The organism is Pseudomonas sp. GW821-FHT01E10 (assembly GCF_059422365.1).
Map to the genome: position 1 here is coordinate 23,172 of NZ_JBWKWT010000019.1, position 24,502 is coordinate 47,673.

The window sequence follows — 24,502 nt, forward strand, 5'->3', positions numbered from 1 at the left end:
CACAAGAGTGTGGCGAGCAAATGAATAGTTTTGCGTCTGAAAATGCACCATTAGCGTCTACAACAGCCCAACGACACAGGACCGAGTACTCCTCGAACACCGGAGCCTGAAGCCTGTCCGCTACGGATTTGGTTGCACAAACGGATGTCTCGACCATAAGTCGAATTGCCAGCCGCGTGCCGAAATGAGTTCATGTGACTCTTGAAGCCAGGCCGCATGCATCCGTCGAAGTTGCGAAAAATTGCGAAGATTCGGACATGGCGATCCTGGCCATGGGTACCTGGGGCATCACTGACACGCCCCGGAACGCCTGGCAGCTATGCCGACAATTTGGTGCTGCAGATTTTGGAGACGCGTTAAATGGCGCATAACGAAGCAGTCGACGTAGTACTGGTTGGGGCCGGCATCATGAGTGCCACCCTCGCTGTACTGCTTAAAGAGCTCGACCCCGCGATCAAGCTGGAAGTCGTCGAGCTGATGGATTCCGGTGCCGCGGAGAGTTCCAATCCGTGGAACAACGCCGGTACCGGTCACGCCGGGCTGTGTGAGCTGAACTACACGCCGCAGGCCGCTGACGGCACCGTCGACATCAAGAAAGCCGTGCACATCAACACCCAGTTCGAGGTGTCGAAGCAGTTCTGGTCCTACCTGACCAAGAAAGGCACCTTCGGTTCGTGCAAATCGTTCATCAGCCCGGTGCCGCACCTGAGCTTCGTGCAGGGTGAGAATGGCGTGTCCTTCCTCAAGGAACGCTTCAAGACCCTGAGCAAGCACCATGCCTTCTCGGACATGGAATACACCGAAGACAAAGCCAAGATGGCCGAGTGGATGCCGCTGATGATGCCGGGCCGTCCGGCTGACGAAGTCCTCGCCGCCACCCGCGTGATGAACGGCACCGACGTCAACTTCGGCGCCCTGACCAACCAACTGCTCAAGCACCTGACCAGCGCGCCCGATGCCCAGGTCAAGTACTGCAAGCGCGTCACCGGCCTGAAGCGTAACAACGGCGGCTGGACCGTCAGCATCAAGGACGTCAACAGCGGCAATACCCGCGAAGTCGACGCCAAATTCGTCTTCCTTGGCGCCGGCGGCGCGGCACTGCCGCTGCTGCAAGCGTCGGGCATCGAAGAAAGCAAAGGCTTCGGCGGCTTCCCGATCAGCGGCCAGTGGCTGCGTTGCGACAACCCGGAAGTGGTCAAGCACCACCAGGCCAAGGTCTACAGCCAGGCCGCGGTCGGTTCGCCACCAATGTCCGTGCCGCACCTGGACACCCGTGTGGTCGATGGCAAAAAGTCCCTGCTGTTCGGACCTTATGCCGGCTTCACCACCAAGTTCCTCAAGCACGGTTCGTTCATGGACCTGCCGATGTCGGTTCGCGCCGGCAACATCGGTCCAATGCTGGCCGTGGCCAAAAACAACATGGACCTGACCAAGTATCTGGTCAGCGAAGTGATGCAGTCGATGGAGCAGCGCCTGGAATCCCTGCGTCGCTTCTACCCTGAAGCGAAAGCCGAAGACTGGCGCCTGGAAGTGGCCGGCCAACGGGTGCAGATCATCAAGAAAGACCCGAAGAAAGGCGGCGTTCTGCAGTTCGGTACCGAACTGGTCGCGGCCAAGGACGGTTCCCTTGCCGCTCTGCTCGGCGCCTCGCCAGGCGCCTCGGTGACCGTGTCGATCATGCTGGAATTGATCGAGAAATGCTTCCCGAACAAGGCCAAGGGCGAGTGGGCTGCCAAACTGGCGGAAATCTTCCCGGCTCGGGAGAAAGTCCTGGAAACCGACGCTGCGCTGTATCGCAAGATCAATGCGCAGAACAACGTCGCACTGGAACTGGTTGAAGCAAGCAGCGAAACCCAAAGCTACGCTTGATTCAGCCGCATAAAAAACGCCCCGTCCTCATTGAGGGCGGGGCGTTTTTTTGTGTGCGGTGAAACAATCTTGTGGCGAGGGTGCTTGCTCCCGCTTGACCGGGCTGGCGCACCAGTGCGCAGCGCTCACAAAATCTCCGCCATTCGCAGCATTTTGGGGTCGCTTCGCAGCCCAACGGGAGCAAGCACCCTCGCCACAAAATTCCAGTGTGCCTGACGTTAACCGCGAGCCTTGTCGATCAACTCGATGTACTCGGCCGCGTTACGTTGATCCTGAATCAGGGCCACGAAGTCATTGCCGTGCGCATCCTTGCCGTCCAGATCGTAGCCGGCTTCGACAAAGAACGTCAGAAAACGCTCGAAGTCATCGATGCGCAGACCGCGGTAGGCCTTGATCAGTTTGTGCAGCGACGGTGAAGTGGCGTCGACCGGCTCAAAATCGAGGAACAGTTTGATCTGCGCATCGCCGATCTCGTCACCAATCACTTGCTTCTTATCTTTACGCATTGCCGACTCCAGCTCGCAGACATTTCACAGGGCGGGCAGTTTACCCCTGCCTTGATGCCGGGCTCAACGCGGACGAACGCTGCCGGTGTGCAGATCGGCCCAGATATGGCCGTTGGCGTAACTCAGAAACTGGCAATACACCGTGTCGTTGCGCAGCAAGTCGATCACCACCCGGTACTGGGCCAACGGGTAATAGAGCGTTAGCGTTTTGCTTTTGTTGTCGTAGATCGGCTTTTTCAGGCTTTTGCTTTCGCCATCGAAGTTGACCAGCACCTGGCTGATGGTCGCACCCTTGTTCAAGGGTTTGCCCTTGAGGCGGATCAGCAAGGGTGAGGTGACCGGGATCGGTTGTTGGTTGGACTGACGCTGGCTGCCGAGGACCACCGAATACTCGGTGACCTGCAACAGTTGTTGCTGCTCGGGTTCCGCTTCACGCAGAGTCAAGTCGTCCGGGGGCAAAAACTGCACATGCATCGGTGCCGGAGCGGCGGCCAGGGGTAGGCTGAAGACCAACATCAGGGCGGCGCAGCTGCGGATCAAAAGACTCATGACAGGCTCCTGGGACGAGGCCGAGCACTCTAGCATGATGATCAATCGGGCGAATAACCGATCCAGATCAATACTCTCGAAGACAAGGCTGGGCATACTGAAAGAGCCTTCAGCCCTATTTCGACGGCGTGCCGTCTACTGTGGAGTCCCTATGCCATTCTCCATCCCCCCGTTATTCGCCGCCTGGCGTCAAACTCTGCGTGCAGGTTATAGCCTCAGACGCTTGCGTGGCGACATCAGTGCCGGGGTGACGGTAGGGATTATCGCCATTCCCCTGGCCATGGCCCTGGCGATTGCGGTGGGAGTAGCGCCCCAGCAAGGTTTATATACGGTGCTGATCGCGGCCCCCCTGATCGCCCTGACGGGAGGCTCGCGCTTCAATGTCAGCGGGCCGACAGCCGCGTTCGTGGTGATACTGCTGCCGATCACCCAACAATATGGCCTGGGTGGCCTGCTGCTTTGCACCATGCTTGCCGGGGCCATCCTGATTGCCTTGGGGCTGATTCGGGCCGGTCGGCTGATTCAGTACATTCCTTATCCGGTGACCCTGGGCTTTACCGCCGGGATAGGCATTGTCATCGCCACACTCCAACTAAAGGATTTGCTGGGCCTGAGTACCACCGGGCATGCCGAACATTACATCGAGCAATTAGGTGCGCTGCTCCAGGCATTGCCCAGCGCCCGCCTGGGGGACGGAATCATCGGTGTCATGTGCCTGGCGGTTCTGATCGTCTGGCCGCGGTTTGTGCCAAGGGTTCCGGGGCATCTGGTGGCGCTGGCCGTCGGCGCAATGTTGGGGCTGGCGCTGGAAAGCGGCGGGTTACCGATTGCGACGCTGGGCGAGCGCTTCAGCTATATCGTCGATGGTGTCAGCCACCCCGGCATTCCGCCGTTTCTGCCGAGCTTCGACTGGCCGTGGAATCTGCCAGGGCCCAATGGTCAGCCGCTGCATCTGTCTTACGACCTGATCCGCCAATTAATGGCACCAGCGTTCGCCATTGCCATGCTCGGCGCCATCGAATCGTTGTTGTGTGCGGTGGTGGCCGATGGCATGACGGGCAGCAAACATGACCCCAACGCCGAACTCCTGGGTCAAGGCATTGGTAACCTGGTCGCACCGTTGTTCGGCGGCATTACCGCCACCGCGGCGATCGCCCGCAGCGCCACCAACGTGCGCAGCGGGGCGTTTTCGCCATTGGCGGCAATTATCCACAGCGCGGTGGTGCTGCTGGCGATACTCGTCCTCGCCCCGCTGTTCAGCTACTTGCCGATGGCCGCGCTGGCGGCGCTGCTCGTGATGGTGGCGTGGAACATGAGCGAGGCCCGGCATGTCGTGCACACCCTGCGCATTGCACCACGCAGCGATGTATTGGTCTTGCTGACCTGCCTGAGCCTGACAGTGCTGTTCGACATGGTACTGGCCGTTGCCGTTGGGCTATTGCTGGCCGCCGGGTTGTTCGTCAAGCGCATGAGCGACCTCACGGACACCGCCGAACTGCCTCGAGAGTTCCATCAAGCCTTACAGGATTTGCCGGAGCATGTTCGTTGCTATGCGATACGCGGACCGTTGTTTTTCGGTGCAGCGGAAAAGGCCCTGGGCGTGCTGCGCAAATTCAGCCCGGAGGTCAAAGTGGTGATTGTCGAGATGAGTGCCGTGTCCATGCTGGACATGACGGCGTTGGCAGCCTTCGACAATATCCTCAGGGATTATCGCACCGACGGCATCGGCCTGATTCTGGTCGGGACGGCTGCGCGCGTGCGCCTGAAACTCAGGCGCGCGGGCATCCATCGGGAACAGCGTCAATTGGCTTACGTGAACAACCTGGAACAGGCTCGACGCAAAAGCGAACGCTGGCTCGTCGGGCAGGACTGAGCGCGCGGTTCAAGCGAACTGCGCACGCATTCGGATGGGAGATCTGCCTTCAAGCATCAACGTGTCTGGCGGCTAAAACCGCCCCCAGACAGTCAACCTGCTTACAGGCCTTTAACGGCAAAAATTCCGTTCGCGTTACGCCAGTAGCCTTTGTAGTCCATGCCATAACCGAAGATGTAACGGTCAATGCACGGCAGGCCGACGAAATCGGCTTTCAGGTCCGGGCGAGCCTTGCGGTCGTGGTCCTTGTCGATCAGCACGGCGGTGTGCACTTTGCGGGCGCCGGCGTGTTTGCAGAAGTCGATGATCGCGCCCAGGGTGTGACCTTCATCGAGGATGTCGTCGATGATCAGCACGTCACGGTCGATGAACGAAACCTCCGGCTTGGCTTTCCAGAACAGCTCGCCGCCGCTGGTTTCGTTGCGATAGCGGGTAGCGTGCAGGTAGGACGCTTCCAGCGGGAATTGCAGATGGGTGAGCAGCTTGCCGGCGAAAATCAGGCCGCCGTTCATCACACAGAACACCACCGGATTGCTTTCAGCCAGTTGTTCGTTGATATGTGCACCGACGCGGGCGATGGCCGCCTCGACTTCAGCTTCGGTGTACAGGCAGTCAGCCTCTCGCATGATTTGACGGATATGCTCGAGATCAGCGGACATGGCGCTCTCCAAGGGGTTTGAGGGGGAGGGACGGATTCGGAAAAGCGGGCAAAGGTACGCATCCCGCACGGCCAGATCAAGCGTTTGTGGACTAACGTACTGTATGTCTATAGGACAACACCCTCGGATAGATTAATCTAGGCCGGTTTTTTTGCCCGCCGCCGGAGCCTTTCCCCATGCCCATCCGTGAGATCCGCCATCCGCTGATCCGTCATAAACTTGGCCTTATGCGCCGCGCCGACATCAGCACGAAGAATTTCCGTGAGCTCGCTCAAGAAGTCGGCGCCCTGCTGACCTATGAAGCCACCAAAGACCTGCCGCTGGAAAGCTACGACATCGAAGGCTGGTGCGGCACGGTGTCGGTGGAGAAAATCGCCGGCAAGAAAATTACCGTGGTGCCGATCCTGCGTGCCGGTATCGGCATGCTCGAAGGCGTGCTGAGCCTGATCCCGGGCGCCAAAGTCAGCGCCGTGGGCGTGGCCCGTAACGAGGAAACCCTCGAAGCCCACACCTACCTGGAAAAACTGGTACCGGAAATCGACGAACGCCTGGCGATGATCATCGACCCGATGCTCGCCACCGGCGGCTCGATGGTCGCCACCATCGATTTGCTGAAGAAGGCCGGCTGCAAGGACATCCGCGCGATGGTCCTGGTGGCCGCTCCCGAAGGTATCGCCGCTGTGGAGAAGGCTCACCCGGACGTGACCATCTACACCGCTTCCATTGACCAGAAACTGAACGAACACGGTTACATCATCCCAGGCTTGGGCGATGCCGGTGACAAGATCTTCGGCACCAAGCAGAAGGACGCGTGACCATGCAGCAAGAGTTCAACGATCCGCTCTGGCGCACGGTATTGTCCGGCGCGCAGATGCTGTTCGTGGCCTTCGGCGCCCTGGTGTTGATGCCGCTGATTACCGGCCTCGACCCGAACGTGGCGCTGTTCACCGCAGGTTTAGGGACGATCCTGTTCCAGATTGTCACCGGGCGTCAGGTGCCGGTATTCCTGGCGTCGAGCTTCGCCTTCATCACCCCGATCATTCTCGCCAAGGGCCAGTTCGGCCTGGCGGCGACCATGGGCGGTGTGATGGCGGCCGGGTTCGTCTACACCTTCCTCGGCCTTGCGGTGAAGATCAAAGGCACCGGGTTTATCGACCGTTTGCTGCCTCCGGTGGTGATTGGCCCGGTGATCATCTCCATCGGCCTGGCCATGGCGCCGATTGCCGCCAACATGGCGATGGGCAAGGCGGGCGACGGTACTGAGCTGATTCATTACCAGACGGCGATGATGATTTCGATGCCCGCGCTGTTGACCACCCTGATCGTCGCGGTGTTCGGCAGAGGTATTTTCCGCCTGGTGCCGATTATCTCCGGTGTGCTGGTGGGTTTTGCCATGGCGTTTTATTTCGGCGTGGTCGATACCGCGAAGATTGCCGTGGCACCGTGGTTCGCGATTCCACATTTCACCGCGCCGGAATTCAACTGGCAGGCGATTCTGTTCATCGTTCCTGTGGCCCTGGCCCCGGCCATCGAGCACATCGGTGGCGTGATTGCCGTGGGTAGCGTGACCGGTCGCGACTACCTGAAAAAGCCCGGCCTGCACCGCACCCTGCTCGGTGACGGCATCGCCACCACCGCGGCCGGTCTGTTCGGCGGCCCACCCAATACCACTTACGCCGAAGTGACTGGCGCGGTGATGCTGACCAAGAACTACAACCCGAAAATCATGACCTGGGCGGCGATCTTCGCAATCAGCCTGGCGTTCATCGGCAAATTCGGCGCGCTGCTGCAAAGCATCCCGGTGCCGGTGATGGGCGGGATTCTCTGCCTGTTGTTCGGTTCGATTGCCGCGGTGGGCATGAACACCATGATCCGCCACAAGATCGACCTGGGCGAAGCACGCAACCTGGTGATTGTCTCGGTGACGCTGGTGTTCGGGATTGGCGGCATGCTGGTCGGCACCGGTACCGGCCAGAACGATTTCGGCCTCAAAGGCATCGCGCTGTGCGCGGTGGTGGCGATTGCACTGAACCTGTTGCTGCCGGGCAATGACAGCTGGAAGCACAAGAAGGCGGATGAGCCGCTGTTGTAAGCAGGCGACTCAATCCCCTGTGGCGAGGGAGCTTGCTCCCGCTTGACCGGGCTGGCGCACCAGTGCGCAGCACTCACAAAATCTTCATTGACTGCAAAGATTTTGGGGCCGCTTCGCGACCCGGCGGGAGCAGGCTCCCTCGCCACAACCAGCCAGCCGTCACTTCAATGTACGTTCCTATAAAGCCAATGGCGCCCTTTCGCACATGGCACTCAACGCCTTGACCCACAGCGGCTCATCGTTGAGGCAAGGCACCAGCACCAACTCCTCCCCTCCCGCCTCGCGGAATTGCTCCTTCCCACGATCACCGATTTCCTCCAGCGTCTCGATGCAATCGGCAACGAACGCCGGGCACATCACCAGGACTTTCTTCACGCCGCTTTTGGCCAACTCGTCGAGGCGAGCTTCAGTGTAGGGTTCTATCCACTTGGCCCGGCCCAGACGCGACTGAAACGATACGGACCACTTGCCGTCCGGTATGCCCACACGTTTGGCAAACTCTGCGGCCGTGCGCAGGCACTGACCGCGGTAACAGGTCGCGACCACTTCCGGTGGCGCACCGGCGCAGCAATCGCCGCCACCCTCGAAGCTGTGCCCCGGATTAAGCTTTTTCAGGTGACGTTCCGGCAAACCGTGGAAGCTCAGCAGCAGATGATCGAAATCCTGTTGCAGATAAGGCCTGACACTCGCCACCAACGCATCGAGGTATTCCGGCTGATCGTAAAACGGCTGCAGAACCGAGAACTGCATGTCGAGCTTTTTATCGCGCACCACGCGCTTGGCTTCTTCGATCACCGTGGTCACAGTGCTGTCGGCGAATTGCGGATAGAGCGGTGCCAGGGTCACTTTCTTATGCCCCAGGGCAGCCAGCCGCACCAACGCGGACTCAATGGACGGCTCGCCGTACCGCATCGCCAGCTCAACAGGCCCGTGAGTCCACTGCCGGGTCATGGCCTGTTGCAGGCGACGGCTGAGCACCACCAGCGGCGAGCCCTCCTCCCACCAGATCGACGCGTAAGCGTGAGCCGATTGTTCCGGGCGCTTGATCAGAATCAGCGACACCAGCAAACGCCGCACCGGCCAAGGCAGGTCGATCACATACGGGTCCATCAGAAATTGATTGAGGTAACTGCGCACATCCGCCACCGAGGTGGAGGCAGGTGAACCCAGGTTGACCAGAAGCAATGCGTGATCGGTCATGCAACGTCCTATTTCAGAGGCGGCCGGACAGATCGTCCAATGCCGCGCGCAAATCAGTGAACCGGAAAGTGAAACCCGCTTCCAGCAAGCGAGCCGGCATCGCCTTCTGCCCCCCCAGCAACAACAATGACAACTCGCCCAGTCCGACCTTCAAGACGAGAGTCGGCATCGGCATGAACGCGGGACGATGCAACACGTCACCCAACGTTTTAGCGAATTCGCGATTGCGCACCGGCTTGGGCGCGCAGGCATTATAGGGACCGCTGGCCCCATTGCGATGCAGAAGAAAATCAATCAGGGCGATTTGATCTTCGATATGAATCCACGACATCCACTGCCGACCGCTGCCGATCGGCCCGCCCAGCCCCAGTTTGAACGGCAACAACAGCCGCGACAAAAAGCCGCCCTCGGCGGACAACACCAACCCGGTGCGGATGAGAACCACGCGGATGCCCAAGGCGTCGGCACGTTGCGCGGTTTCTTCCCAGGCGATGCACAACTGGCTGGCGAAATCATCGATGACCGGTGGCGATTGCTCGGTCAACTCCCGCTCGCCGCCGTCGCCGTACCAACCAATCGCTGAGCCGGAGATCAGCACCTGCGGTTTCTGCTCACGACTTTCGAGCCAGGCCAACAGGGTTTCGGTCAGGGTGATCCGGCTGCTCCACAACAGCGCTTTGCGTTTGTGGGTCCAGAGCCGATCGGCGATCGGCGCCCCCGCAAGGTTGACAATTGCATCCACCGGTTCTGGCCCAAAATCCTCAAGCCGTGCGATTCCCCGTACCTGAGTGCCGCAGATTTTGGCGACTTTAGCGGGCGTGCGACTCCAGACCGTGAGGTGATGTCCCTGACTCAACCAGTGTCGGCAGAGCTGACGTCCTATCAAACCAGTACCGCCGGTCAGCAATATGTGCATGACATCTTCCTCGCGTGGCGTTTTACCCGGATCACTAGTCTATTTTTATAAGCAGGGATCTTTGGTATCGGGCAGGTTCTGTGTTTAACAATAGGCCAAGCTCTCAGAACGAGAACGCTAAAAGTTATACCAAAAAACAATATTGTACAGGTTTGAACCACGGCGTAGTCTGTACAGAAAGGCAAACGAGGCCCCTATGACTGTACCTATCGCAATCATCGGCACCGGCATCGCCGGACTCTCAGCCGCCCAGGCCCTTACGGAGGCCGGGCATGTCGTTCATCTGTTCGATAAAAGCCGCGGCAGTGGCGGACGCATGTCAAGCAAGCGCAGCGATGCGGGTGCTCTGGACATGGGCGCGCAATATTTCACTGCCCGCGACCGTCGCTTCGTTACCGAAGTCCAGCGCTGGCAAGCCAACGGTTGGGTCGCCGTGTGGACACCGCAGCTCTATACCTACCACGGCGGCCAACTCAGCCCCTCGCCGGACGAACAGACACGCTGGGTCGGCACGCCGCGCATGAGCGCCATCACCCGTGCCCTGCTCGGTGACCTGGAAGTGCAGTTCAGTTGCCGGATCACCGAGGTCTATCGCGGTGAAGAGCACTGGCATCTGCAAGACGCCGAAGGCTTCACCCACGGGCCGTTCAGTCATGTGGTGATTGCCACGCCAGCCCCTCAGGCGACCGCGCTGCTGCCCTCCGCGCCGAAACTCGCCGGGGCCGCCGCCGGGGTAAAAATGGAGCCGACCTGGGCGGTCGCCCTGGCTTTCGACACACCATTGGATACCCCGATCGAAGGCTGCTTCGTGCAGGACAGCCCCCTCGACTGGCTGGCGCGCAACCGTAGCAAACCGGGACGCGACAACACCCTCGACACGTGGGTGCTGCACGCCACCAGCGCCTGGAGCCGGCAACATATCGATCTGTCCAAGGAAGCGGTGATCGAGCAATTGCATGGTGCCTTTGCCGAACTGCTGCACGACGCCATGCCTGCACCGACTTTCAGCCTCGCTCACCGCTGGCTTTACGCCCGTCCGGCCAGCAGCCATGAGTGGGGTGCCCTGGCTGATGCTGATCTGGGCTTGTATGTATGCGGTGACTGGTGCCTGTCCGGCCGTGTCGAAGGCGCCTGGCTCAGTGGCCAGGAAGCGGCCCGCCGTCTGCACGAACACCTGCAGTGAACCGCCTCGATTCGAGCACATTGCTGCTGTCGACACGGACAGCAGCCCTGAAAAAACCTATACAAAAAAATTGACTTGTACACCTTTGAATCTATGCTGAACGAATGTTGTACAGATTTAACAATCCGTACAGGTCTGGATTCGAGGTGCCCCGATGCCTGCACAATCAACGACCCCACCCAAAATCGCCATCAGCGCCTGCCTGATGGGGGCCGAGGTGCGCTACAACGGCGGGCACAAGACGTCACGGCTGTGCAGCCACATCCTTTCCGATTATTTCGATTTCGTCCCGGTGTGCCCGGAAGTTGCCATCGGCCTGGGTATCCCTCGCGAACCGATCCGCCTGGTCGGCAACCCTGAACATCCGCAGGCGGTCGGCACGGTCAACCCTGAAAACAACGTCACCCGGCCGCTGGCCGAATATGCTCGGAAAATGGCTTTGGAACTGGGCGACATCTGCGGCTATATCTTTATGCAGAAATCCCCTTCGTGCGGTCTGGAGCGGGTCAAGGTCTACCACGCCAACGGCGCGCCGGTGGACGGCGGTAGCCGTGGCATTTACGCCCGGACCTTCTGCGCGCTGCATCCCGATTTGCCGGTGGAGGAAGAAGGCCGGCTCAACGATCCGGTGCTGCGGGAAAACTTCCTTACCCGCGTATTCGCCTACAGCGCCTGGCAGCAGTTGCTGCAAACCGGCCTGACCCGGCGCGGCCTCACGGATTTTCACTCGCGCTACAAATACCTGTTAATGGCCCACAACCCGGTGCAATACAAAACCCTGGGAAACCTGCTCGGCAACATGGGCCGGACCGCCCCTGAAGTCATCGGCCCGCGCTATTTCAGCGAGCTGATGGCGGCCTTGAAAAAATGCGCCACGCGCCGCACCCACACCAACGTCCTGCAACACCTCAGCGGCTATCTCAAACAGGCCATCAGCACTGAAGACAAACAGGAAGTGCAGCATGTGATCAGCCAGTATCGTCACGGCATCGTGCCGCTGGTGGTACCGCTGACGTTGCTCAAACACTACTTTCGCCAGCACCCGGATCCATACATTGCGCAACAGGTTTACCTGCAACCGCACCCGGAAAACCTCAGCCTGCGAAACGCAGTCTAATGAAAACCCCACCGGACACCAGCGCCAGCGAAGACCTCGGCACCGACTTCAAAAAGGCCCTGGACGCAGGCTGGCTGCCCATCCGTGAAGTGGCCCGGCAGACCGGGGTCAACGCTGTCACCTTGCGCGCCTGGGAACGGCGCTATGGGCTGATCGTGCCTCAGCGCACTCCCAAGGGGCATCGGCTGTTCTGTGCCGAACACGTTCAACGCATCCTGACGATCCTCACCTGGCTCAATCGCGGCGTGGCGGTCGGTCAGGTCAAGCAACTGCTCGACACGCCTCAGGTACTTGCCGAGCCCGTCGGAAACGATTGGCTGGTGTTGCGCCAGACACTGCTACAAGCCGTTACCCAACTGGCCGAACGCACCCTCGATGACACCGTAAACCAGGCGATGGCGCTGTATCCGCCACGCACCTTGTGTGAACACCTGTTGATGCCGTGGCTGGCGGAACTGGAACAACGCTGGCAAGGCCAGTTCGGCGCGCAGATGGAGCGGGTGTTTGTCTATTCCTGGTTGCGCAGCAAATTCGGCGCGAGGATTTACCACAACAACCGCCAGTTACGTACTGCGCCGCTGTTGCTGATCAATCAATCGGACCTGCCTCTGGAACCTCATCTATGGCTCACCGCCTGGCTGATCAGCAGCACCGATTGCCCGGTGGAAGTTTTCGACTGGCCACTCCCGGCCGGCGAACTGACGCTGGCGGTCGATCACCTGCAAGCCCGCGGCGTCCTGCTGTATTCCAGCAAAGCCATGAATCTTGCAAAATTGTCGAAACTTTTGAATGGCGTCAGTTGCCCAAAAATGATCGCCGGACCAACGGTGTGCATCCACCACGCCGATTTGTCCGCAAAAAACACCGCCATTGCTGATTTGATCCTGGCCGATAACCCGTTATCGGCCCATCTGGACCTGATACAGCGCGGGCTCATTTAATGGCGCTTTTTTGATGAATCGTACGGATACGACCATGCAATTGATCTGGCTGCGCAGCGACCTGCGTCTACACGACAACACCGCCCTCTCGGCCGCCGCAGCCCGTGGCCCGTGTGTGGCGGTGTATTTGCCGAGCCCGCAGCAGTGGCTTGCGCACGACGACGCGCCGTGCAAAGTGGACTTCTGGTTGCGCAACCTCGCCGAATTACGACGCGCGCTGGACGCCCTGAACATCCCGCTACTGATTCGCCAGGCGTCCCGCTGGGATGAAGCGCCCAAGGTTCTGCTCGAACTGTGCCAGCAGCTGAAGATCGACGCGGTGCACGTCAACGAGGAATACGGCATTCATGAGACCCGCCGTGATGCGGCGGTGGCCCAAGCGCTGAAAGCCCGGGGCATCGACTTTTACAGCCACCTCGATCAGCTGCTGTTCAAGCCAGGCACCGTGCTCACCAGAACCGGAACCTACTTCCAGGTCTTCAGCCAGTTTCGCAAGGTCTGCTACGAACGCCTGCACGCTTCATTGCCCGGATTGGTCGCTGCACCCGCCCTTCAGGCTCCATTGGATATCAGCAGCGACGAACCGCCCTCCCGTGTCGAGGGTTTCGATTCTCCCAACGACAGCTTGCGTGCCCTCTGGCCAGCCGGTGAAACCGAAGCCCGGCGCCGCCTCGACACCTTTGTCGACGCCCAGATCGACTATTACCACAGCGAACGCGACTTCCCGGCAAAGCCCGGCACCAGCCAGCTCTCGGCCTATCTCACCGCCGGGGTGATTTCCCCTCGTCAGTGCCTGCACGCCGCGTTGCGAAGCAATCAGGGCGAGTTCGAAAGCGGCAAGGTCGGCGCCATCACCTGGATCAACGAGCTGCTGTGGCGCGAGTTCTACAAACACATATTGGTGGGCTACCCCCGTGTATCCCGGCACCGCGCCTTCCGGCCGGAAACCGAAGCCCTGGTCTGGCGTGACGCCCCGCAAGAACTCAAGGCCTGGCAGCAAGGCCGCACTGGCCTGCCGATCATCGATGCCGCCATGCGCCAATTGCTGGAAACCGGCTGGATGCACAACCGTCTGCGCATGGTGGTGGCGATGTTCCTGACCAAGAACCTGCTGATCGACTGGCGTGAAGGCGAGCGCTTCTTCATGCGGCACCTGATTGATGGCGACCTGGCGGCGAACAATGGTGGCTGGCAGTGGAGTTCGTCCACCGGCACTGATTCGGCGCCCTACTTCCGGATTTTCAACCCGCTGAGCCAGTCGGAAAAGTTCGATGCACAAGGGGTGTTCATCAAGCACTGGTTGCCGGAGCTCAACGAAATGAACAATAAAGACCTGCACAATCTGGCCAATCTCGGCGGATTGTTCGGTGTGAGGGGCTACCCGTCGCCTATCGTCAATCTGAGTGCTTCCCGTGAACGGGCCCTGGACGCGTTCAAGAACCTGCCATCACGACAGGGTTTATCGCCACCGTCATTAAATTGATGCTGCAGCGTTGCGTCATGAACACGGAATTGAGCCAGGGAAATATTGGGTAATAAGGGGATTGGGATGAGTCGTACACCTCCAAGGCGATACTGGTTGACCGGCGCCAGCAACGGTATTGGTGCTGTGCTGGCTGAAGAAATACTGAAAACCGGGGCTCATCTGGCGGCCAGCTCCCGCTCGGTGGCATCACTGATATCCCTGTCTGAGCGCTATCCCGGTCAAGTGCTGGTGGTCGCGGGCGATTTGACCAACAGCCAAAGGGTGCGCGAAATCGGTGAGCAGATTGCGCAGGAATGGGGCTCTCTGGACACCATGATCCTTAACGCAGGCACCTGCGAATACGTCGACGCCAATCAGCTCGATTCGTCAATCATCGAGCACATCATGCGTACCAACTTGCTTGCCAGCAGTTATTGCATCGCAGCCGCCCGGCCTTTGCTGCAGGCGGGCACTGCGCCGCATCTGGTGGGCATTGCCAGTTCGGTGACCTGGTTACCCCTGCCGTGGGCCGAATCCTATGGCGATTCAAAGGCCGGGTTGCGTCATCTATTCGAGTCATTGCGCATCGACATGACGCCGGAAAACATCGAAATGACCGTGGTCAGCCCAGGGCTTATCGATACGCCTCTGAACGACGGCGCCCCGATACATCTCGACTGGTCGGCAGGCCAAGCCGCGCGATACCTCCTCGACATGATCAAGAATCGTCCACTGGAATGCTCCTTGCCGGAGCTGCTCATGCCTGTTCTTTGGCCCCTGCCGCAACAACCCGACCGGGCGGGACTGGCAATCGACGAACAAGCGCGAAACAAGCCGCCGATCGAGGATCTGCCGTGAAGCCTGAGCGTCTGTCAGGCCTTTTACACAGCGTGGGCCCACTGCCTTACACTGCGCGCCATGAAAACCATTCCCCACACGCAAGTCGCCGAGCCTGCGGTCACCTGCTCGACCTGCGCAGCCTGCTGCTGCCAGCTTGAAGTGATGCTGATCACTGACACCGGCGTGCCCGAACGTTTTATCGATACCGATGATTGGGGTGGTGAAGTCATGCTGCGACTGGATGACGGCTGGTGCGCCGCACTGGATCGCAACAGCATGATGTGCACCATCTATGAAAAGCGTCCGCTGATCTGCCGGGAGTTCGAAATGGGCGCACCGGAATGCATCACCGAACGCCAGGGGATTGCGACGGCGTATCGGTGAGATCGCAGTCACCCGATGCCATGTGAGAGCCCCCGCCACAGGTAGCTCCCACATCTAAACACTGCAGGCTTACAACGGCATCGTGTAATGCAATGCGTAGCTTTCTACACCGTCGTTCGGGTTACTGATCCCGGCATTGGAGTAGTGGGTGGCGCGAATCCCGACTTCATGTCCGCCGGCAAAGCGCAGACCAAACCCGAAACGGTCTTCGAACTGAAAGGCACTGCCGAGCTTGTTATCTTCGTATTCGGTGTTGGCAAACACCGCGATACCGATACCCGCTTCGACGTAGGGCTTGATGGTCTGACCGGCAAACTCGTACACCAGTACCGGCGAGAACGACAAACTGTGATTGCTCGCCGTTTTGTCGCCTTCCCAGTAGGTGTAAGCGCCGCTCCAGTAGCCGGTCAAGCGGCCAACATCACTCTGCAACCAGCTCTTGTCCCAATCGAACTGCATGCCCAGTCGGTAGGTCATGGTCGAATCGCTGGTCTGGCCGACCCCGAACTCCACCCCTGCCGCCTGCGCGGTAAAACTGTGCCCCATCAATGCGGTCGCAATCGCGGCCAAACAGAATAGTCGCTTCATTAGAAACATCCTTTTCCGAACAATTTAGTATGATTTTTATGCTGCAAAACAAACAAAGCTATAGAAGTCACCGTTTAATCAGAAGCTCACCCCAATTATTCGTTTGCTACGCGTCTCTACTTTTCGAAGCTTCGCACAACCCCAGACATATTCCACAGGATCGGCAAGATATTTCTGAAATGTTCTGGGTCCGCACTCGACCAGAACTGTGCGGGGCGAGCAGGCCCCTCGGCCAGCAATTCACGCTCGGCCAGCAGACGCTGGAGCTGCCGCGCCACAGCGGCACCCGTATCGATCAAGCTGATGCTTTGCGGGAGCATCTGCCTTAGCAGTGGCTTTAAAAAGGGATAATGGGTACAGCCCAGAATGATCGTATCTGCACCTGCAGCCAGCAGCGGCTCGACATACCCTTGCAGCAACTGACGCAATGTCTCGCTGTGCAGATCGCCATTTTCAATCAGCTCCACCAGCCCGGGGCACGGCTGAGTAATCACCCGTACATCGGTGGCGAAACGATCGAGCAAGGCAGCAAACTTGGCACTCTGCAAAGTACCGGTGGTGGCGAGCACGCCGACCACGCCGCTGCGCGTCGCCGCAGCGGCCGGTTTGACCGCAGGCTCCATGCCGACGATAGGCCACTCGGGGTAATCGCGCCGCAAGTCCGCAACACCGGCCACCGTCGCGGTGTTGCAAGCCAGCACCAGCGCCTTGGCGCCTTGCTGCTGAAAGAACTGCGCCATGACACTGCAACGCTGGCGGATGAATGCCGGGGTTTTCTCGCCGTAGGGAATATTCCCGCAATCGCCGAAGTACAACAGAGACTCGTTGGGCAGCAACTGCTGGATCTCGGCCAGCACGGAGAGTCCACCGACGCCGGAATCGAACACAGCAATCGGCGCTTCACGCATGGCGCGACCCGCAGACGCTGCAGCCCGGATCACGCTTGACCCGCAATTCACGAAAGCGTGAGCCCAAGGCATCGATCAATAACAGGCGCCCCACCAGCGGCTCGCCGAACCCCACCAGCAGTTTCAGCGCTTCCAGTGCCTGGAGGCTGCCGACCAACCCGACCAAAGGACCGACGACGCCCGCCTCGCTGCAGGTCAACTCGGCCTCGCTGCCGTGCCCGTATAAACAGTGGTAGCACGGGCTCTCTGGACGACGCGGGTCGAAGACCGACAATTGCCCTTCCAGACGAATCGCCGCACCGCTGACCAGCGGCTTGCGCGCGGCCACACACGCAGCGTTGACCGCCTCGCGGGTGGAAAAATTGTCGGAACAGTCCAGCACCAGATCCACCGCGGCAACAGCGGCGGCCAGCGAATCCTCGTCCAATGCAGTGCGATGGGCGATCAGCTGAATCTCTGGATTGATCGCGGTCAGGCGACGGATTGCCGAATCGACCTTGCTCAGGCCGACGCTGTCGGTGTCATGAACGATCTGGCGTTGCAGATTGGTCAGGTCGACCGTGTCGAAGTCCGCCAGATGCAACTCACCGACACCGGCCGCGGCCAGGTACAGCGCAACCGGCGAACCTAGGCCACCGAGACCGATAATCAGCACACGGCTTTCCTTGAGCCGTAACTGGCCGTCGATGTCGACGTGTTGCAGCAGAATCTGCCGGCTGTATCGCAGCAATTCCTGATCATTCAGCACGGCAAGCGCCCCAGACTGATGCGTTGGTGACCGCCCAGATCGGTGCGGCTATGGACTTCTTCAAAGCCGCGGGTCAGCAGCAAATCGCACACTGCGCAGGCTTGATCGTAACCGTGTTCGAGCATCAACCAGCCACCCGCTTCAAGATAATCCGGTGCCTGGGCGACGATCAGACGCAAATCGTCGAGCCCATCGACACCCGCCACCAAGGCACTGGCCGGCTCAAAGCGTACGTCGCCCTCTACCAGATGCGGATCGGTCGAAGCTATGTAGGGCGGATTGCTGATGATCAGTTGAAAACGCTGGCCTTCCAGGGCACTGAACCAATGACTGCTCAACACCGTGGCATTGTTCAGGTTCAAGCGCTGACGATTGCGCTCGGCCAGGGCCACGGCTTCCAGCACGCGATCCACGGCGGTGACCTTCCAGGCCGGACGCTCGCTGGCCAGCGCCAAGGCGATGGCACCACTGCCGGTGCCCAGATCGAGCACCTTGGCTGGGGTGGCCGGCAACAGTTCCAACGCCGCTTCCACCAGCAATTCAGTGTCGGGACGCGGAATCAGCGTGTGGGGCGCGACTTCCAGGTCGAGCTTCCAGAAGCCTTGCTGACCCAGAATATAGGCCACTGGCTCACCGCTGCGGCGGCGCTGCAAATACTCGGCAAACTTCAGTGCCGCTTCGCTCGGGACGATACGCTCAGGCCAGGTGTGCAGAAAGCTGCGGGACTTGCCCAAGGCCGCCGCCAACAGCAATTCGGCATCCAGACGCGCGGTGGGCGAATCAGGCAAATCGGCGGCGCGCAGCAAGCTGGCAATGATCGTCATTTACTCACCTATCGCTGCCAATTGATCGGCCTGGTACTCGGCCAGCAACGGTTCGATCACCGCATCCACGCCGCCCGCAAGAATTTCGTCGAGCGAATACAGCGTCAGGTTGACCCGATGGTCGGTGACCCGGCCCTGGGCGAAGTTGTAGGTACGGATCCGCTCGGAGCGGTCACCGGAACCGACCAGCAATTTACGCTCGCTGGCGATGGCATTGGCCGCGGCACTGGTCTGCTGGTCGTTGAGCTTGGCCGACAGCCAGGACATCGCCCGGGCGCGGTTCTTGTGCTGGGAACGTTCTTCCTGGCACTCGACGACAATACCGGACGGCAAGTGGGTGATACGAATCGCCGAGTCGGTCTTGTTGACGTGCTGACCACCGGCACCGGAGGAGCGATAGGTGTCGACCCGCAGATCCGCCGGGTTGATCTCAATGGCTTCCTGCTCATCCGGCTCGGGCAATACCGCCACGGTGCAGGCCGAGGTGTGGATACGACCTTGGGATTCAGTGGCCGGAACCCGCTGCACACGGTGCGCACCGGATTCGAACTTCAGTTTGCCGTAGACGTTCTCGCCTTCGACACGGGCGATAACTTCTTTATAGCCACCGTGTTCGCCTTCGTTCTCCGAGAGAATCTCTACCCGCCAGCCACGCCGCTCGGCGTAACGCGAATACATGCGGAACAGGTCGCCGGAGAAAATCGCCGCCTCGTCACCACCGGTGCCCGCGCGGATTTCCAGGAACACGTTACGACCGTCGTTCGGATCCTTGGGCAGCAGCATGCGTTGCAGGCTGGCTTCGAGCTCGATCAATCGTTCCTTGGCTTCGCGGACTTCTTCCACGGCCATTTCACGCATGTCCGGGTCGCTGTCCTTGAGCAGTGCCTGTGCGCCTTCGAGGTCGCCCTGCACTTTAAGCAGCTGTTTATAGGTGTCGACGATCGGCTCGACCTCCGCGTATTCCTTGGAATAGGTGCGGAATTTGTTCTGATCGGAAATGACTTCGCCATCGCCAAGCAGGGCGGTCAATTCCTCGAAACGGTCCTGGAGGATGTCCAGCTTATTGAGCAGTGACGCTTTCATTGCGGTTTCTTATCCGAAAAGCTATCCGATGAGCCCTCACCGAGGGCAAAGAGTTCCTGGGCCATGGCCAGCGCATCGAGGCGGCCTTCGGCAGAGAGCTTTTTCAATTGCACGCTCGGGGCATGCAAGAGTTTGTTGGTCAGGCCACGGGCCAGTTGCACCAGCACGTCCTCGGCACTGCTGCCGTTGGCGAGCATACGCTGGGCCTTCTGCAATTCTTCGTCGCGCAGGCGCTCGCTTTGTTGACGATAAGCCTTGAGCACATCCACCGCCGCCAGTTCGCGCAGGCGAACCATGAAATCTTCGGCACCGACCGACACCATCTCTTCGGCCGCCTGAGCGGCGCCCTGACGGCTCTTGAGGTTTTCGGCGACCACTTCGTGGAGATCGTCGACGCTATACAGATAAACGTCATCCAACTCGCCGACTTCCGGCTCGATATCCCGAGGGACTGCGATATCCACCATGAAAATCGGCTTGTGCTTACGCAATTTCAAGGCGCTTTCCACCGCGCCTTTACCGAGAATAGGCAACTGGCTGGCGGTGGAGCTGATGACGATGTCGCTGCGCACCAGTTCTGTCGGGATGTCCGAGAGCAACACCGCATGGGCGCCAAACTGCTCGGCCAGGGTGCTTGCGCGCTCCAGGGTGCGGTTGGCGACCACGATTCGCTTCACGCCCAGCTCATGCAGATGGCGGGCGACCAGGGTGATGGTCTCGCCGGCGCCGATCAACAAGGCCTGGCTGCGTTGCAAATCACTGAAAATCTGTTTCGCCAGGCTGACCGCGGCAAACGCCACGGACACCGGGTTTTCACCGATGGCGGTGTCGGTTCGCACCTGTTTGGCCGCATTGAACGTGGCCTGGAACAAACGCCCGAGTAGCGGACCAATGGTGCCCGCCTCGCGAGCCACGGCGTAGGCCGATTTCATCTGGCCGAGAATCTGTGGTTCACCCAACACCAGCGAATCGAGCCCGGAGGCGACCCGCATCATGTGGCGAACTGCCGCATCATCTTCATGCACATAAGCGCTCGCACGCAGCTCATCGAGGCTCAAATGATGATAATCGGCCAGCCAGCGCAGCACGATGTCAGCCGAAAGGTGATCCTGTTCTATATACAGTTCACTGCGATTGCAGGTGGAGAGGATCGCAGCTTCGCGGCTGTCGGTGAGTCGGCAGAGCTGCTGCAAGGCCTCAACCAGCTGCTCAGGGGTAAAGGCCACGCGCTCGCGGACGTCTACTGAAGCAGTCTTGTGGTTAATACCGAGTGCAAGGAAGGCCATTCAAGGTCGCTGATGGTGACGTGAAGCCGACAATTGTCCTACTTCGACAGAGCTAGAACAACCACTCGATATCTATCGTCCCGGTTGACGCTGCCGAAGCTGCGATCCGTTCTCGTTTACACCGGCACCGGGCCTGCCGGGATTGCGTATGCGGGTAAATTGGCCGGGCGGTTATGTTTGGCCGAAGGCTTGTGTCATGATGATCCGACCGCAGGTTAGTCGTCCTCTTCCTATATGAATAGATCTTCCGCGTTGCTCCTCGCTTTTGTCTTCCTCAGCGGCTGCCAGGCCTTGGCACCCGTTTCGTCGGACGGTACGCCGCCGGTCGAAGACAGCACTCCGGCGCCTGAAAAGCCCAAGGTTTACAGCTCGTTCAGCGAAGAAACTGTCTTCAGCCTGTTGAGCGCCGAACTGGCTGGCCAGCGCAATCGTTACGACATTGCCCTGGACAACTACGTGACCCAGGCTATCAATACCCAGGATCCGGGCATCTCCGAGCGGGCATTTCGCATTGCCGAATACCTGGGCGCCGATCAAGCGGCCCTCGACACTTCGCTGATCTGGGCAAAAAACGCCCCGAACGATCTCGAGGCGCAACGGGCGGCGGCCGTGCAACTCGCCCGTGCCGGGCGTTACGACGACTCCATGGCTTATATGGAAAAAGTCCTGCAAGGCAAAGGCGACACTCATTTCGACTTCCTCGCCCTGTCTGCGGCCGATACCGACCAGGAAACCCGCAACGGCCTGATGAAAGGTTTTGACCGTTTGTTGCAGCGCCACCCGCACAACAACCAGCTGATTTTCGGCAAGGCCTTGCTGTTGCAACAGGATGGCGACGCCAAAGGCGCGCTGACCCTGCTCGAAGACAACCCGCCGGAAGAAGGCGAAATAGCGCCGATTCTGCTGCGCGCGCGCCTGCTGCAAGGGCTCAACCGTGGCGGTGAAGCCTTGCCGTTACTGCAAAAAAGCATCAAGAAATACCCGGACGACAAACGCCTGCGCCTGACCTACGCGCGCACGCTGGTCGAACAGGACCGCATGGACGACGCCAAGGTCGAGTTCTCGAGCCTGGTGCAGCAATACCCGGAAGACGACGAACTGCGTTATTCGTTGGCTCTGGTCTGCCTGGAAGCCAAGGCCTGGAACGAGGCAAAAGGTTATCTGGAAGACTTGATCGCCAGGGAAAGCCACGTCGACTCGGCGCATCTGAACCTTGGGCGTATCGCGGAAGAGCGTAACGACCCCCAGGGCGCGCTGATCGAGTACGCCCAGGTCAGGCCGGGCAACGATTACCTGCCAGCGCAATTGCGTCAGGCCGATATTCTGATGAACAACGGCAGGACCGCCGAAGCCCAAAGCCGTCTGGCGGCCCAGCGCGACGAGCAACCCGATTACGCGATCCAGTTGTACCTGATCGAAGTCGAAACCTTGTCGGCCAACAAACAGGGCGACAAGGCCTGGAACGTCTTGCAGCAAGCCCTGCAGAAATTCCCGGATGATTTGAATCTGCTGTATACCCGAGCCATGCAGGCGGAAAAACGTAATGACCTGGCGCAGATGGAAAAAGACCTGCGACTGATCATCAAACGTGACCCGGACAATGCGATGGCGTTGAATGCCCTCGGCTACACCCTGTCCGACCGCACCACGCGTTACGCCGAAGCCAAGGCCCTGATCGAACAGGCGCACCAGTTGAACCCGGAAGACCCGGCCGTTCTCGACAGCCTCGGCTGGGTGAATTTCCGCCTGGGCAACCTCGATGAGGCCGAGCGCTATTTGCGCCAGGCACTGGAGCGCTTCCCTGATCAGGAAGTTGCCGCTCATCTGGGCGAAGTCCTGTGGGCCAATGGCAAACAACGCGAAGCCAAACAAGTCTGGAGCAAGTTCCTCAAGGAGCAGCCCGACAGTCCTACCCTGCGCAGTACCATCAAGCGCCTGACCGGATCAGAGACTCTTTAAAATTATGTTTTTGCGCCACATTATCGTTTTCAGCTTCATCGCCCTGCTCGCCGGTTGCGCGGGCTTCAGCGCCCGTGAATCGGTCGGGGGACACGGTAACCCGGCCCAATGGCGCGAGCACAAACAACAACTGAGCAGCCTCGACGGCTGGCAGATCAACGGCAAGATCGGTATCCGCGCGCCAAAAGATTCGGGCAGCGGCACCCTGTTCTGGCTGCAACGCCAGGATTACTACGACATCCGCCTCTCCGGCCCGCTGGGTCGCGGCGCGGCCCGCTTGACCGGGCGCCCCGGCAAAGTCTCGCTGGAAGTGGCCAATCAGGGCCGTTATGACGCGTCGACTCCGGAAGCCCTGGTCGAAGAGCAACTGGGCTGGAAATTACCGGTGTCCCATCTGGCGTGGTGGGTTCGCGGTCTCCCGGCCCCGGACAGCAAAAGTCGTCTGACCCTGGACGTCGACAGCCGCCTGGCCAATCTCGAACAGGATGGCTGGCAGGTCGAGTACCTCAGTTATGCCGAGCAAAACGGCTATTGGCTGCCCGAGCGGATCAAACTGCACGGCACCGACCTTGATGTCACGCTGGTGATCAAGGACTGGCAACCGCGCAAACTGGGGCAGTGAAGATGACTGCCCCACGCCTGACTCTGCCCTCGCCCGCCAAACTCAACTTGATGCTGCATATCCTCGGCCGCCGTGAAGACGGTTACCACGAGTTGCAGACGATTTTTCAGTTTCTCGATTACGGCGATGAAATCACCTTCGCCGTTCGCGACGATGGCGTGATTCGGTTGCACACCGAATTCGCCGACGTCCCTCACGACAGCAACCTGATTGTCAAAGCCGCGAAAAAACTCCAGGAGCAATCCGGTTGTTCGCTGGGCATCGACATCTGGATCGAAAAAATCCTGCCCATGGGCGGTGGAATCGGTGGCGGCAGTTCGAATGCGGCGACCACGTTGCTGGGCCTCAATCATCTTTGGCAACTGGGCTGGGATGACGACAGGCTGGCCGCGCTGGGTCTGACACTTGGCGCCGACGTCCCGGTTTTCGTGCGTGGCCACGCGGCTTTCGCCGAGGGCGTGGGGGAGAAACTCACGCCTGTAGAACCCGAGGAACCGTGGTATCTGGTGCTTGTGCCGCAAGTATCTGTAAGTACAGCAGAAATTTTTTCAGATCCGCTGTTGACACGTAACACTCCTCCCATTAAAGTGCGCCCCGTTCCCAAGGGAAACAGTCGAAATGACTGCTTACCGGTGGTAGCAAGACGTTATCCAGAGGTACGTAACGCCTTGAATTTGCTAGGTAAATTTACCGAAGCAAAACTCACCGGAACTGGAAGTTGTGTGTTTGGGGGCTTCCCAAGCAAAGCTGAAGCTGATAAAGTCTCGGCCCTTCTTACAGAGACCCTTACAGGGTTTGTAGCAAAAGGAAGCAACGTTTCGATGTTGCATCGCAAGCTGCAAAGTCTGCTCTAAAAGGAATCGGGTACTGGGTACTCGTAGCAACAGATA

General features: G+C 59.6%; 24 protein-coding genes. 13 read left to right on the top strand and 11 right to left on the bottom strand.

The features are described from left to right. Positions 1 to 360 precede the first annotated feature (360 nt). On the top strand, positions 361 to 1,869 hold the full coding sequence (gene mqo, locus AC07V0_RS24595) for a malate dehydrogenase (quinone) (protein ID WP_018929589.1): 1,509 nt from the start codon (positions 361 to 363) through the stop codon (positions 1,867 to 1,869). A 218-nt stretch (positions 1,870 to 2,087) separates the two neighbouring features. On the opposite strand, the gene AC07V0_RS24600 is transcribed toward mqo, so the two are convergent. Then, positions 2,088 to 2,375 carry a PA4642 family protein gene (locus tag AC07V0_RS24600; protein WP_495019986.1) on the bottom strand — a complete coding sequence of 96 codons (288 nt, stop codon included), beginning with the start codon at positions 2,373 to 2,375 and terminating at the stop codon, positions 2,088 to 2,090. A 63-nt stretch (positions 2,376 to 2,438) separates the two neighbouring features. After that, entirely contained in the window at positions 2,439 to 2,924 is a 486-nt protein-coding gene (locus AC07V0_RS24605) for a hypothetical protein (protein WP_019651163.1), read from the bottom strand. Positions 2,925 to 3,075: 151 nt separating this feature from the next. On the opposite strand from AC07V0_RS24605, the gene dauA reads away from it, so the two are divergent. Beyond that, positions 3,076 to 4,797 (top strand): C4-dicarboxylic acid transporter DauA, encoded by a 1,722-nt coding sequence (dauA, locus tag AC07V0_RS24610; RefSeq protein WP_018929586.1) that lies wholly within the window; start codon positions 3,076 to 3,078, stop codon positions 4,795 to 4,797. Positions 4,798 to 4,898: 101 nt separating this feature from the next. Here the strand turns inward: dauA and AC07V0_RS24615 are convergent, their stop codons facing one another. After that, a complete protein-coding gene (locus tag AC07V0_RS24615; RefSeq protein ID WP_007939779.1) occupies positions 4,899 to 5,456 on the bottom strand; it encodes a hypoxanthine-guanine phosphoribosyltransferase in 558 nt (185 codons plus the stop codon). A 176-nt stretch (positions 5,457 to 5,632) separates the two neighbouring features. Between AC07V0_RS24615 and upp the strand changes: the two genes are divergently transcribed. Both upp and AC07V0_RS24625 read left to right on the top strand, forming a co-directional pair. Beyond that, complete coding sequence (upp, locus tag AC07V0_RS24620; RefSeq protein ID WP_007939777.1) at positions 5,633 to 6,271, top strand: uracil phosphoribosyltransferase; 639 nt, start codon at positions 5,633 to 5,635, stop codon at positions 6,269 to 6,271. A gap of 2 nt (positions 6,272 to 6,273) precedes the next feature. Next, a complete protein-coding gene (locus AC07V0_RS24625) occupies positions 6,274 to 7,548 on the top strand; it encodes a uracil-xanthine permease family protein (RefSeq protein WP_018929585.1) in 1,275 nt (424 codons plus the stop codon). Between the two features lie 177 nt (positions 7,549 to 7,725). On the opposite strand, the gene hemH is transcribed toward AC07V0_RS24625, so the two are convergent. Together hemH and AC07V0_RS24635 are read right to left on the bottom strand one after the other, a co-directional pair. Next, on the bottom strand, positions 7,726 to 8,748 hold the full coding sequence (hemH, locus tag AC07V0_RS24630; RefSeq protein WP_495019987.1) for a ferrochelatase: 1,023 nt from the start codon (positions 8,746 to 8,748) through the stop codon (positions 7,726 to 7,728). Positions 8,749 to 8,761: 13 nt separating this feature from the next. After that, complete coding sequence (locus tag AC07V0_RS24635) at positions 8,762 to 9,664, bottom strand: TIGR01777 family oxidoreductase (protein ID WP_026286681.1); 903 nt, start codon at positions 9,662 to 9,664, stop codon at positions 8,762 to 8,764. Between the two features lie 196 nt (positions 9,665 to 9,860). Here AC07V0_RS24635 and AC07V0_RS24640 point away from each other — a divergent pair, with 196 nt between their 5' ends. The 6 genes from AC07V0_RS24640 (at position 9,861) to AC07V0_RS24665 (ending at position 15,594) form a co-directional block, all read left to right on the top strand. Next, positions 9,861 to 10,847, top strand: a complete 987-nt coding sequence (locus AC07V0_RS24640) for an NAD(P)/FAD-dependent oxidoreductase (RefSeq protein WP_018929582.1) — start codon at positions 9,861 to 9,863, stop codon at positions 10,845 to 10,847. Positions 10,848 to 11,001: 154 nt separating this feature from the next. After that, on the top strand, positions 11,002 to 11,964 hold the full coding sequence (locus AC07V0_RS24645; protein ID WP_495019988.1) for a YbgA family protein: 963 nt from the start codon (positions 11,002 to 11,004) through the stop codon (positions 11,962 to 11,964). Then, on the top strand, positions 11,964 to 12,905 hold the full coding sequence (locus AC07V0_RS24650) for a MerR family transcriptional regulator (protein ID WP_258613129.1): 942 nt from the start codon (positions 11,964 to 11,966) through the stop codon (positions 12,903 to 12,905). The genes AC07V0_RS24645 and AC07V0_RS24650 overlap by 1 nt, the downstream gene beginning before the upstream one ends. Positions 12,906 to 12,939: 34 nt before the next feature. Then, on the top strand, positions 12,940 to 14,388 hold the full coding sequence (gene phrB, locus AC07V0_RS24655) for a deoxyribodipyrimidine photo-lyase (RefSeq protein ID WP_086946021.1): 1,449 nt from the start codon (positions 12,940 to 12,942) through the stop codon (positions 14,386 to 14,388). 66 nt (positions 14,389 to 14,454) lie between these two features. Beyond that, on the top strand, positions 14,455 to 15,228 hold the full coding sequence (locus AC07V0_RS24660) for an SDR family NAD(P)-dependent oxidoreductase (protein ID WP_026286680.1): 774 nt from the start codon (positions 14,455 to 14,457) through the stop codon (positions 15,226 to 15,228). A gap of 60 nt (positions 15,229 to 15,288) precedes the next feature. Further along, on the top strand, positions 15,289 to 15,594 hold the full coding sequence (locus AC07V0_RS24665) for a YkgJ family cysteine cluster protein (protein WP_018929577.1): 306 nt from the start codon (positions 15,289 to 15,291) through the stop codon (positions 15,592 to 15,594). Positions 15,595 to 15,663: 69 nt separating this feature from the next. On the opposite strand, the gene AC07V0_RS24670 is transcribed toward AC07V0_RS24665, so the two are convergent. From AC07V0_RS24670 to hemA, 6 genes are all read right to left on the bottom strand, one after another. Then, a complete protein-coding gene (locus tag AC07V0_RS24670) occupies positions 15,664 to 16,182 on the bottom strand; it encodes an acyloxyacyl hydrolase (RefSeq protein ID WP_018929576.1) in 519 nt (172 codons plus the stop codon). A gap of 116 nt (positions 16,183 to 16,298) precedes the next feature. Then, on the bottom strand, positions 16,299 to 17,090 hold the full coding sequence (gene murI, locus AC07V0_RS24675) for a glutamate racemase (protein WP_018929575.1): 792 nt from the start codon (positions 17,088 to 17,090) through the stop codon (positions 16,299 to 16,301). Continuing rightward, positions 17,083 to 17,838, bottom strand: a complete 756-nt coding sequence (locus AC07V0_RS24680) for a molybdopterin-synthase adenylyltransferase MoeB (RefSeq protein WP_018929574.1) — start codon at positions 17,836 to 17,838, stop codon at positions 17,083 to 17,085. The genes murI and AC07V0_RS24680 overlap by 8 nt, the downstream gene beginning before the upstream one ends. Next, entirely contained in the window at positions 17,832 to 18,662 is an 831-nt protein-coding gene (gene prmC / locus AC07V0_RS24685) for a peptide chain release factor N(5)-glutamine methyltransferase (RefSeq protein WP_028939864.1), read from the bottom strand. The genes AC07V0_RS24680 and prmC overlap by 7 nt, the downstream gene beginning before the upstream one ends. Next, positions 18,663 to 19,745: a peptide chain release factor 1 gene (gene prfA, locus AC07V0_RS24690; protein WP_007939759.1), complete on the bottom strand. Its 1,083-nt coding sequence runs from the start codon at positions 19,743 to 19,745 to the stop codon at positions 18,663 to 18,665. It abuts the gene before it with no gap. Continuing rightward, positions 19,742 to 21,031, bottom strand: a complete 1,290-nt coding sequence (gene hemA / locus AC07V0_RS24695) for a glutamyl-tRNA reductase (RefSeq protein WP_007939757.1) — start codon at positions 21,029 to 21,031, stop codon at positions 19,742 to 19,744. The genes prfA and hemA overlap by 4 nt, the downstream gene beginning before the upstream one ends. Before the next feature lie 234 nt (positions 21,032 to 21,265). Between hemA and AC07V0_RS24700 the strand changes: the two genes are divergently transcribed. Genes AC07V0_RS24700 through ispE form a run of 3 tightly spaced genes read left to right on the top strand, consistent with a single transcriptional unit; the run spans position 21,266 to position 24,466 of the window. Beyond that, entirely contained in the window at positions 21,266 to 22,990 is a 1,725-nt protein-coding gene (locus AC07V0_RS24700; RefSeq protein ID WP_086946020.1) for a tetratricopeptide repeat protein, read from the top strand. Positions 22,991 to 22,994: 4 nt separating this feature from the next. Further along, positions 22,995 to 23,612 carry a lipoprotein insertase outer membrane protein LolB gene (gene lolB / locus AC07V0_RS24705; RefSeq protein ID WP_018929569.1) on the top strand — a complete coding sequence of 206 codons (618 nt, stop codon included), beginning with the start codon at positions 22,995 to 22,997 and terminating at the stop codon, positions 23,610 to 23,612. Positions 23,613 to 23,614: 2 nt separating this feature from the next. Beyond that, a complete protein-coding gene (ispE, locus tag AC07V0_RS24710; RefSeq protein ID WP_064616180.1) occupies positions 23,615 to 24,466 on the top strand; it encodes a 4-(cytidine 5'-diphospho)-2-C-methyl-D-erythritol kinase in 852 nt (283 codons plus the stop codon). The last annotated feature ends 36 nt before the right edge of the window (positions 24,467 to 24,502 follow it).

What these genes read in the sequence shown, in the direction of transcription:
- prmC (WP_028939864.1), bottom strand. Translation starts at nt 18,662, where the DNA reads ATGACGATCATTGCCAGCTTGCTGCGCGCCGCCGATTTGCCTGATTCG.
- AC07V0_RS24645 (WP_495019988.1), top strand. Translation starts at nt 11,002, where the DNA reads ATGCCTGCACAATCAACGACCCCACCCAAAATCGCCATCAGCGCCTGC.
- AC07V0_RS24665 (WP_018929577.1), top strand. Translation starts at nt 15,289, where the DNA reads ATGAAAACCATTCCCCACACGCAAGTCGCCGAGCCTGCGGTCACCTGC.
- AC07V0_RS24700 (WP_086946020.1), top strand. Translation starts at nt 21,266, where the DNA reads ATGAATAGATCTTCCGCGTTGCTCCTCGCTTTTGTCTTCCTCAGCGGC.
- hemH (WP_495019987.1), bottom strand. Translation starts at nt 8,748, where the DNA reads ATGACCGATCACGCATTGCTTCTGGTCAACCTGGGTTCACCTGCCTCC.
- ispE (WP_064616180.1), top strand. Translation starts at nt 23,615, where the DNA reads ATGACTGCCCCACGCCTGACTCTGCCCTCGCCCGCCAAACTCAACTTG.
- AC07V0_RS24640 (WP_018929582.1), top strand. Translation starts at nt 9,861, where the DNA reads ATGACTGTACCTATCGCAATCATCGGCACCGGCATCGCCGGACTCTCA.
- prfA (WP_007939759.1), bottom strand. Translation starts at nt 19,745, where the DNA reads ATGAAAGCGTCACTGCTCAATAAGCTGGACATCCTCCAGGACCGTTTC.
- AC07V0_RS24615 (WP_007939779.1), bottom strand. Translation starts at nt 5,456, where the DNA reads ATGTCCGCTGATCTCGAGCATATCCGTCAAATCATGCGAGAGGCTGAC.
- phrB (WP_086946021.1), top strand. Translation starts at nt 12,940, where the DNA reads ATGCAATTGATCTGGCTGCGCAGCGACCTGCGTCTACACGACAACACC.
- AC07V0_RS24635 (WP_026286681.1), bottom strand. Translation starts at nt 9,664, where the DNA reads ATGCACATATTGCTGACCGGCGGTACTGGTTTGATAGGACGTCAGCTC.
- hemA (WP_007939757.1), bottom strand. Translation starts at nt 21,031, where the DNA reads ATGGCCTTCCTTGCACTCGGTATTAACCACAAGACTGCTTCAGTAGAC.
- AC07V0_RS24600 (WP_495019986.1), bottom strand. Translation starts at nt 2,375, where the DNA reads ATGCGTAAAGATAAGAAGCAAGTGATTGGTGACGAGATCGGCGATGCG.
- dauA (WP_018929586.1), top strand. Translation starts at nt 3,076, where the DNA reads ATGCCATTCTCCATCCCCCCGTTATTCGCCGCCTGGCGTCAAACTCTG.
- upp (WP_007939777.1), top strand. Translation starts at nt 5,633, where the DNA reads ATGCCCATCCGTGAGATCCGCCATCCGCTGATCCGTCATAAACTTGGC.
- AC07V0_RS24670 (WP_018929576.1), bottom strand. Translation starts at nt 16,182, where the DNA reads ATGAAGCGACTATTCTGTTTGGCCGCGATTGCGACCGCATTGATGGGG.
- murI (WP_018929575.1), bottom strand. Translation starts at nt 17,090, where the DNA reads ATGCGTGAAGCGCCGATTGCTGTGTTCGATTCCGGCGTCGGTGGACTC.
- AC07V0_RS24625 (WP_018929585.1), top strand. Translation starts at nt 6,274, where the DNA reads ATGCAGCAAGAGTTCAACGATCCGCTCTGGCGCACGGTATTGTCCGGC.
- AC07V0_RS24605 (WP_019651163.1), bottom strand. Translation starts at nt 2,924, where the DNA reads ATGAGTCTTTTGATCCGCAGCTGCGCCGCCCTGATGTTGGTCTTCAGC.
- lolB (WP_018929569.1), top strand. Translation starts at nt 22,995, where the DNA reads ATGTTTTTGCGCCACATTATCGTTTTCAGCTTCATCGCCCTGCTCGCC.
- AC07V0_RS24660 (WP_026286680.1), top strand. Translation starts at nt 14,455, where the DNA reads ATGAGTCGTACACCTCCAAGGCGATACTGGTTGACCGGCGCCAGCAAC.
- AC07V0_RS24650 (WP_258613129.1), top strand. Translation starts at nt 11,964, where the DNA reads ATGAAAACCCCACCGGACACCAGCGCCAGCGAAGACCTCGGCACCGAC.
- mqo (WP_018929589.1), top strand. Translation starts at nt 361, where the DNA reads ATGGCGCATAACGAAGCAGTCGACGTAGTACTGGTTGGGGCCGGCATC.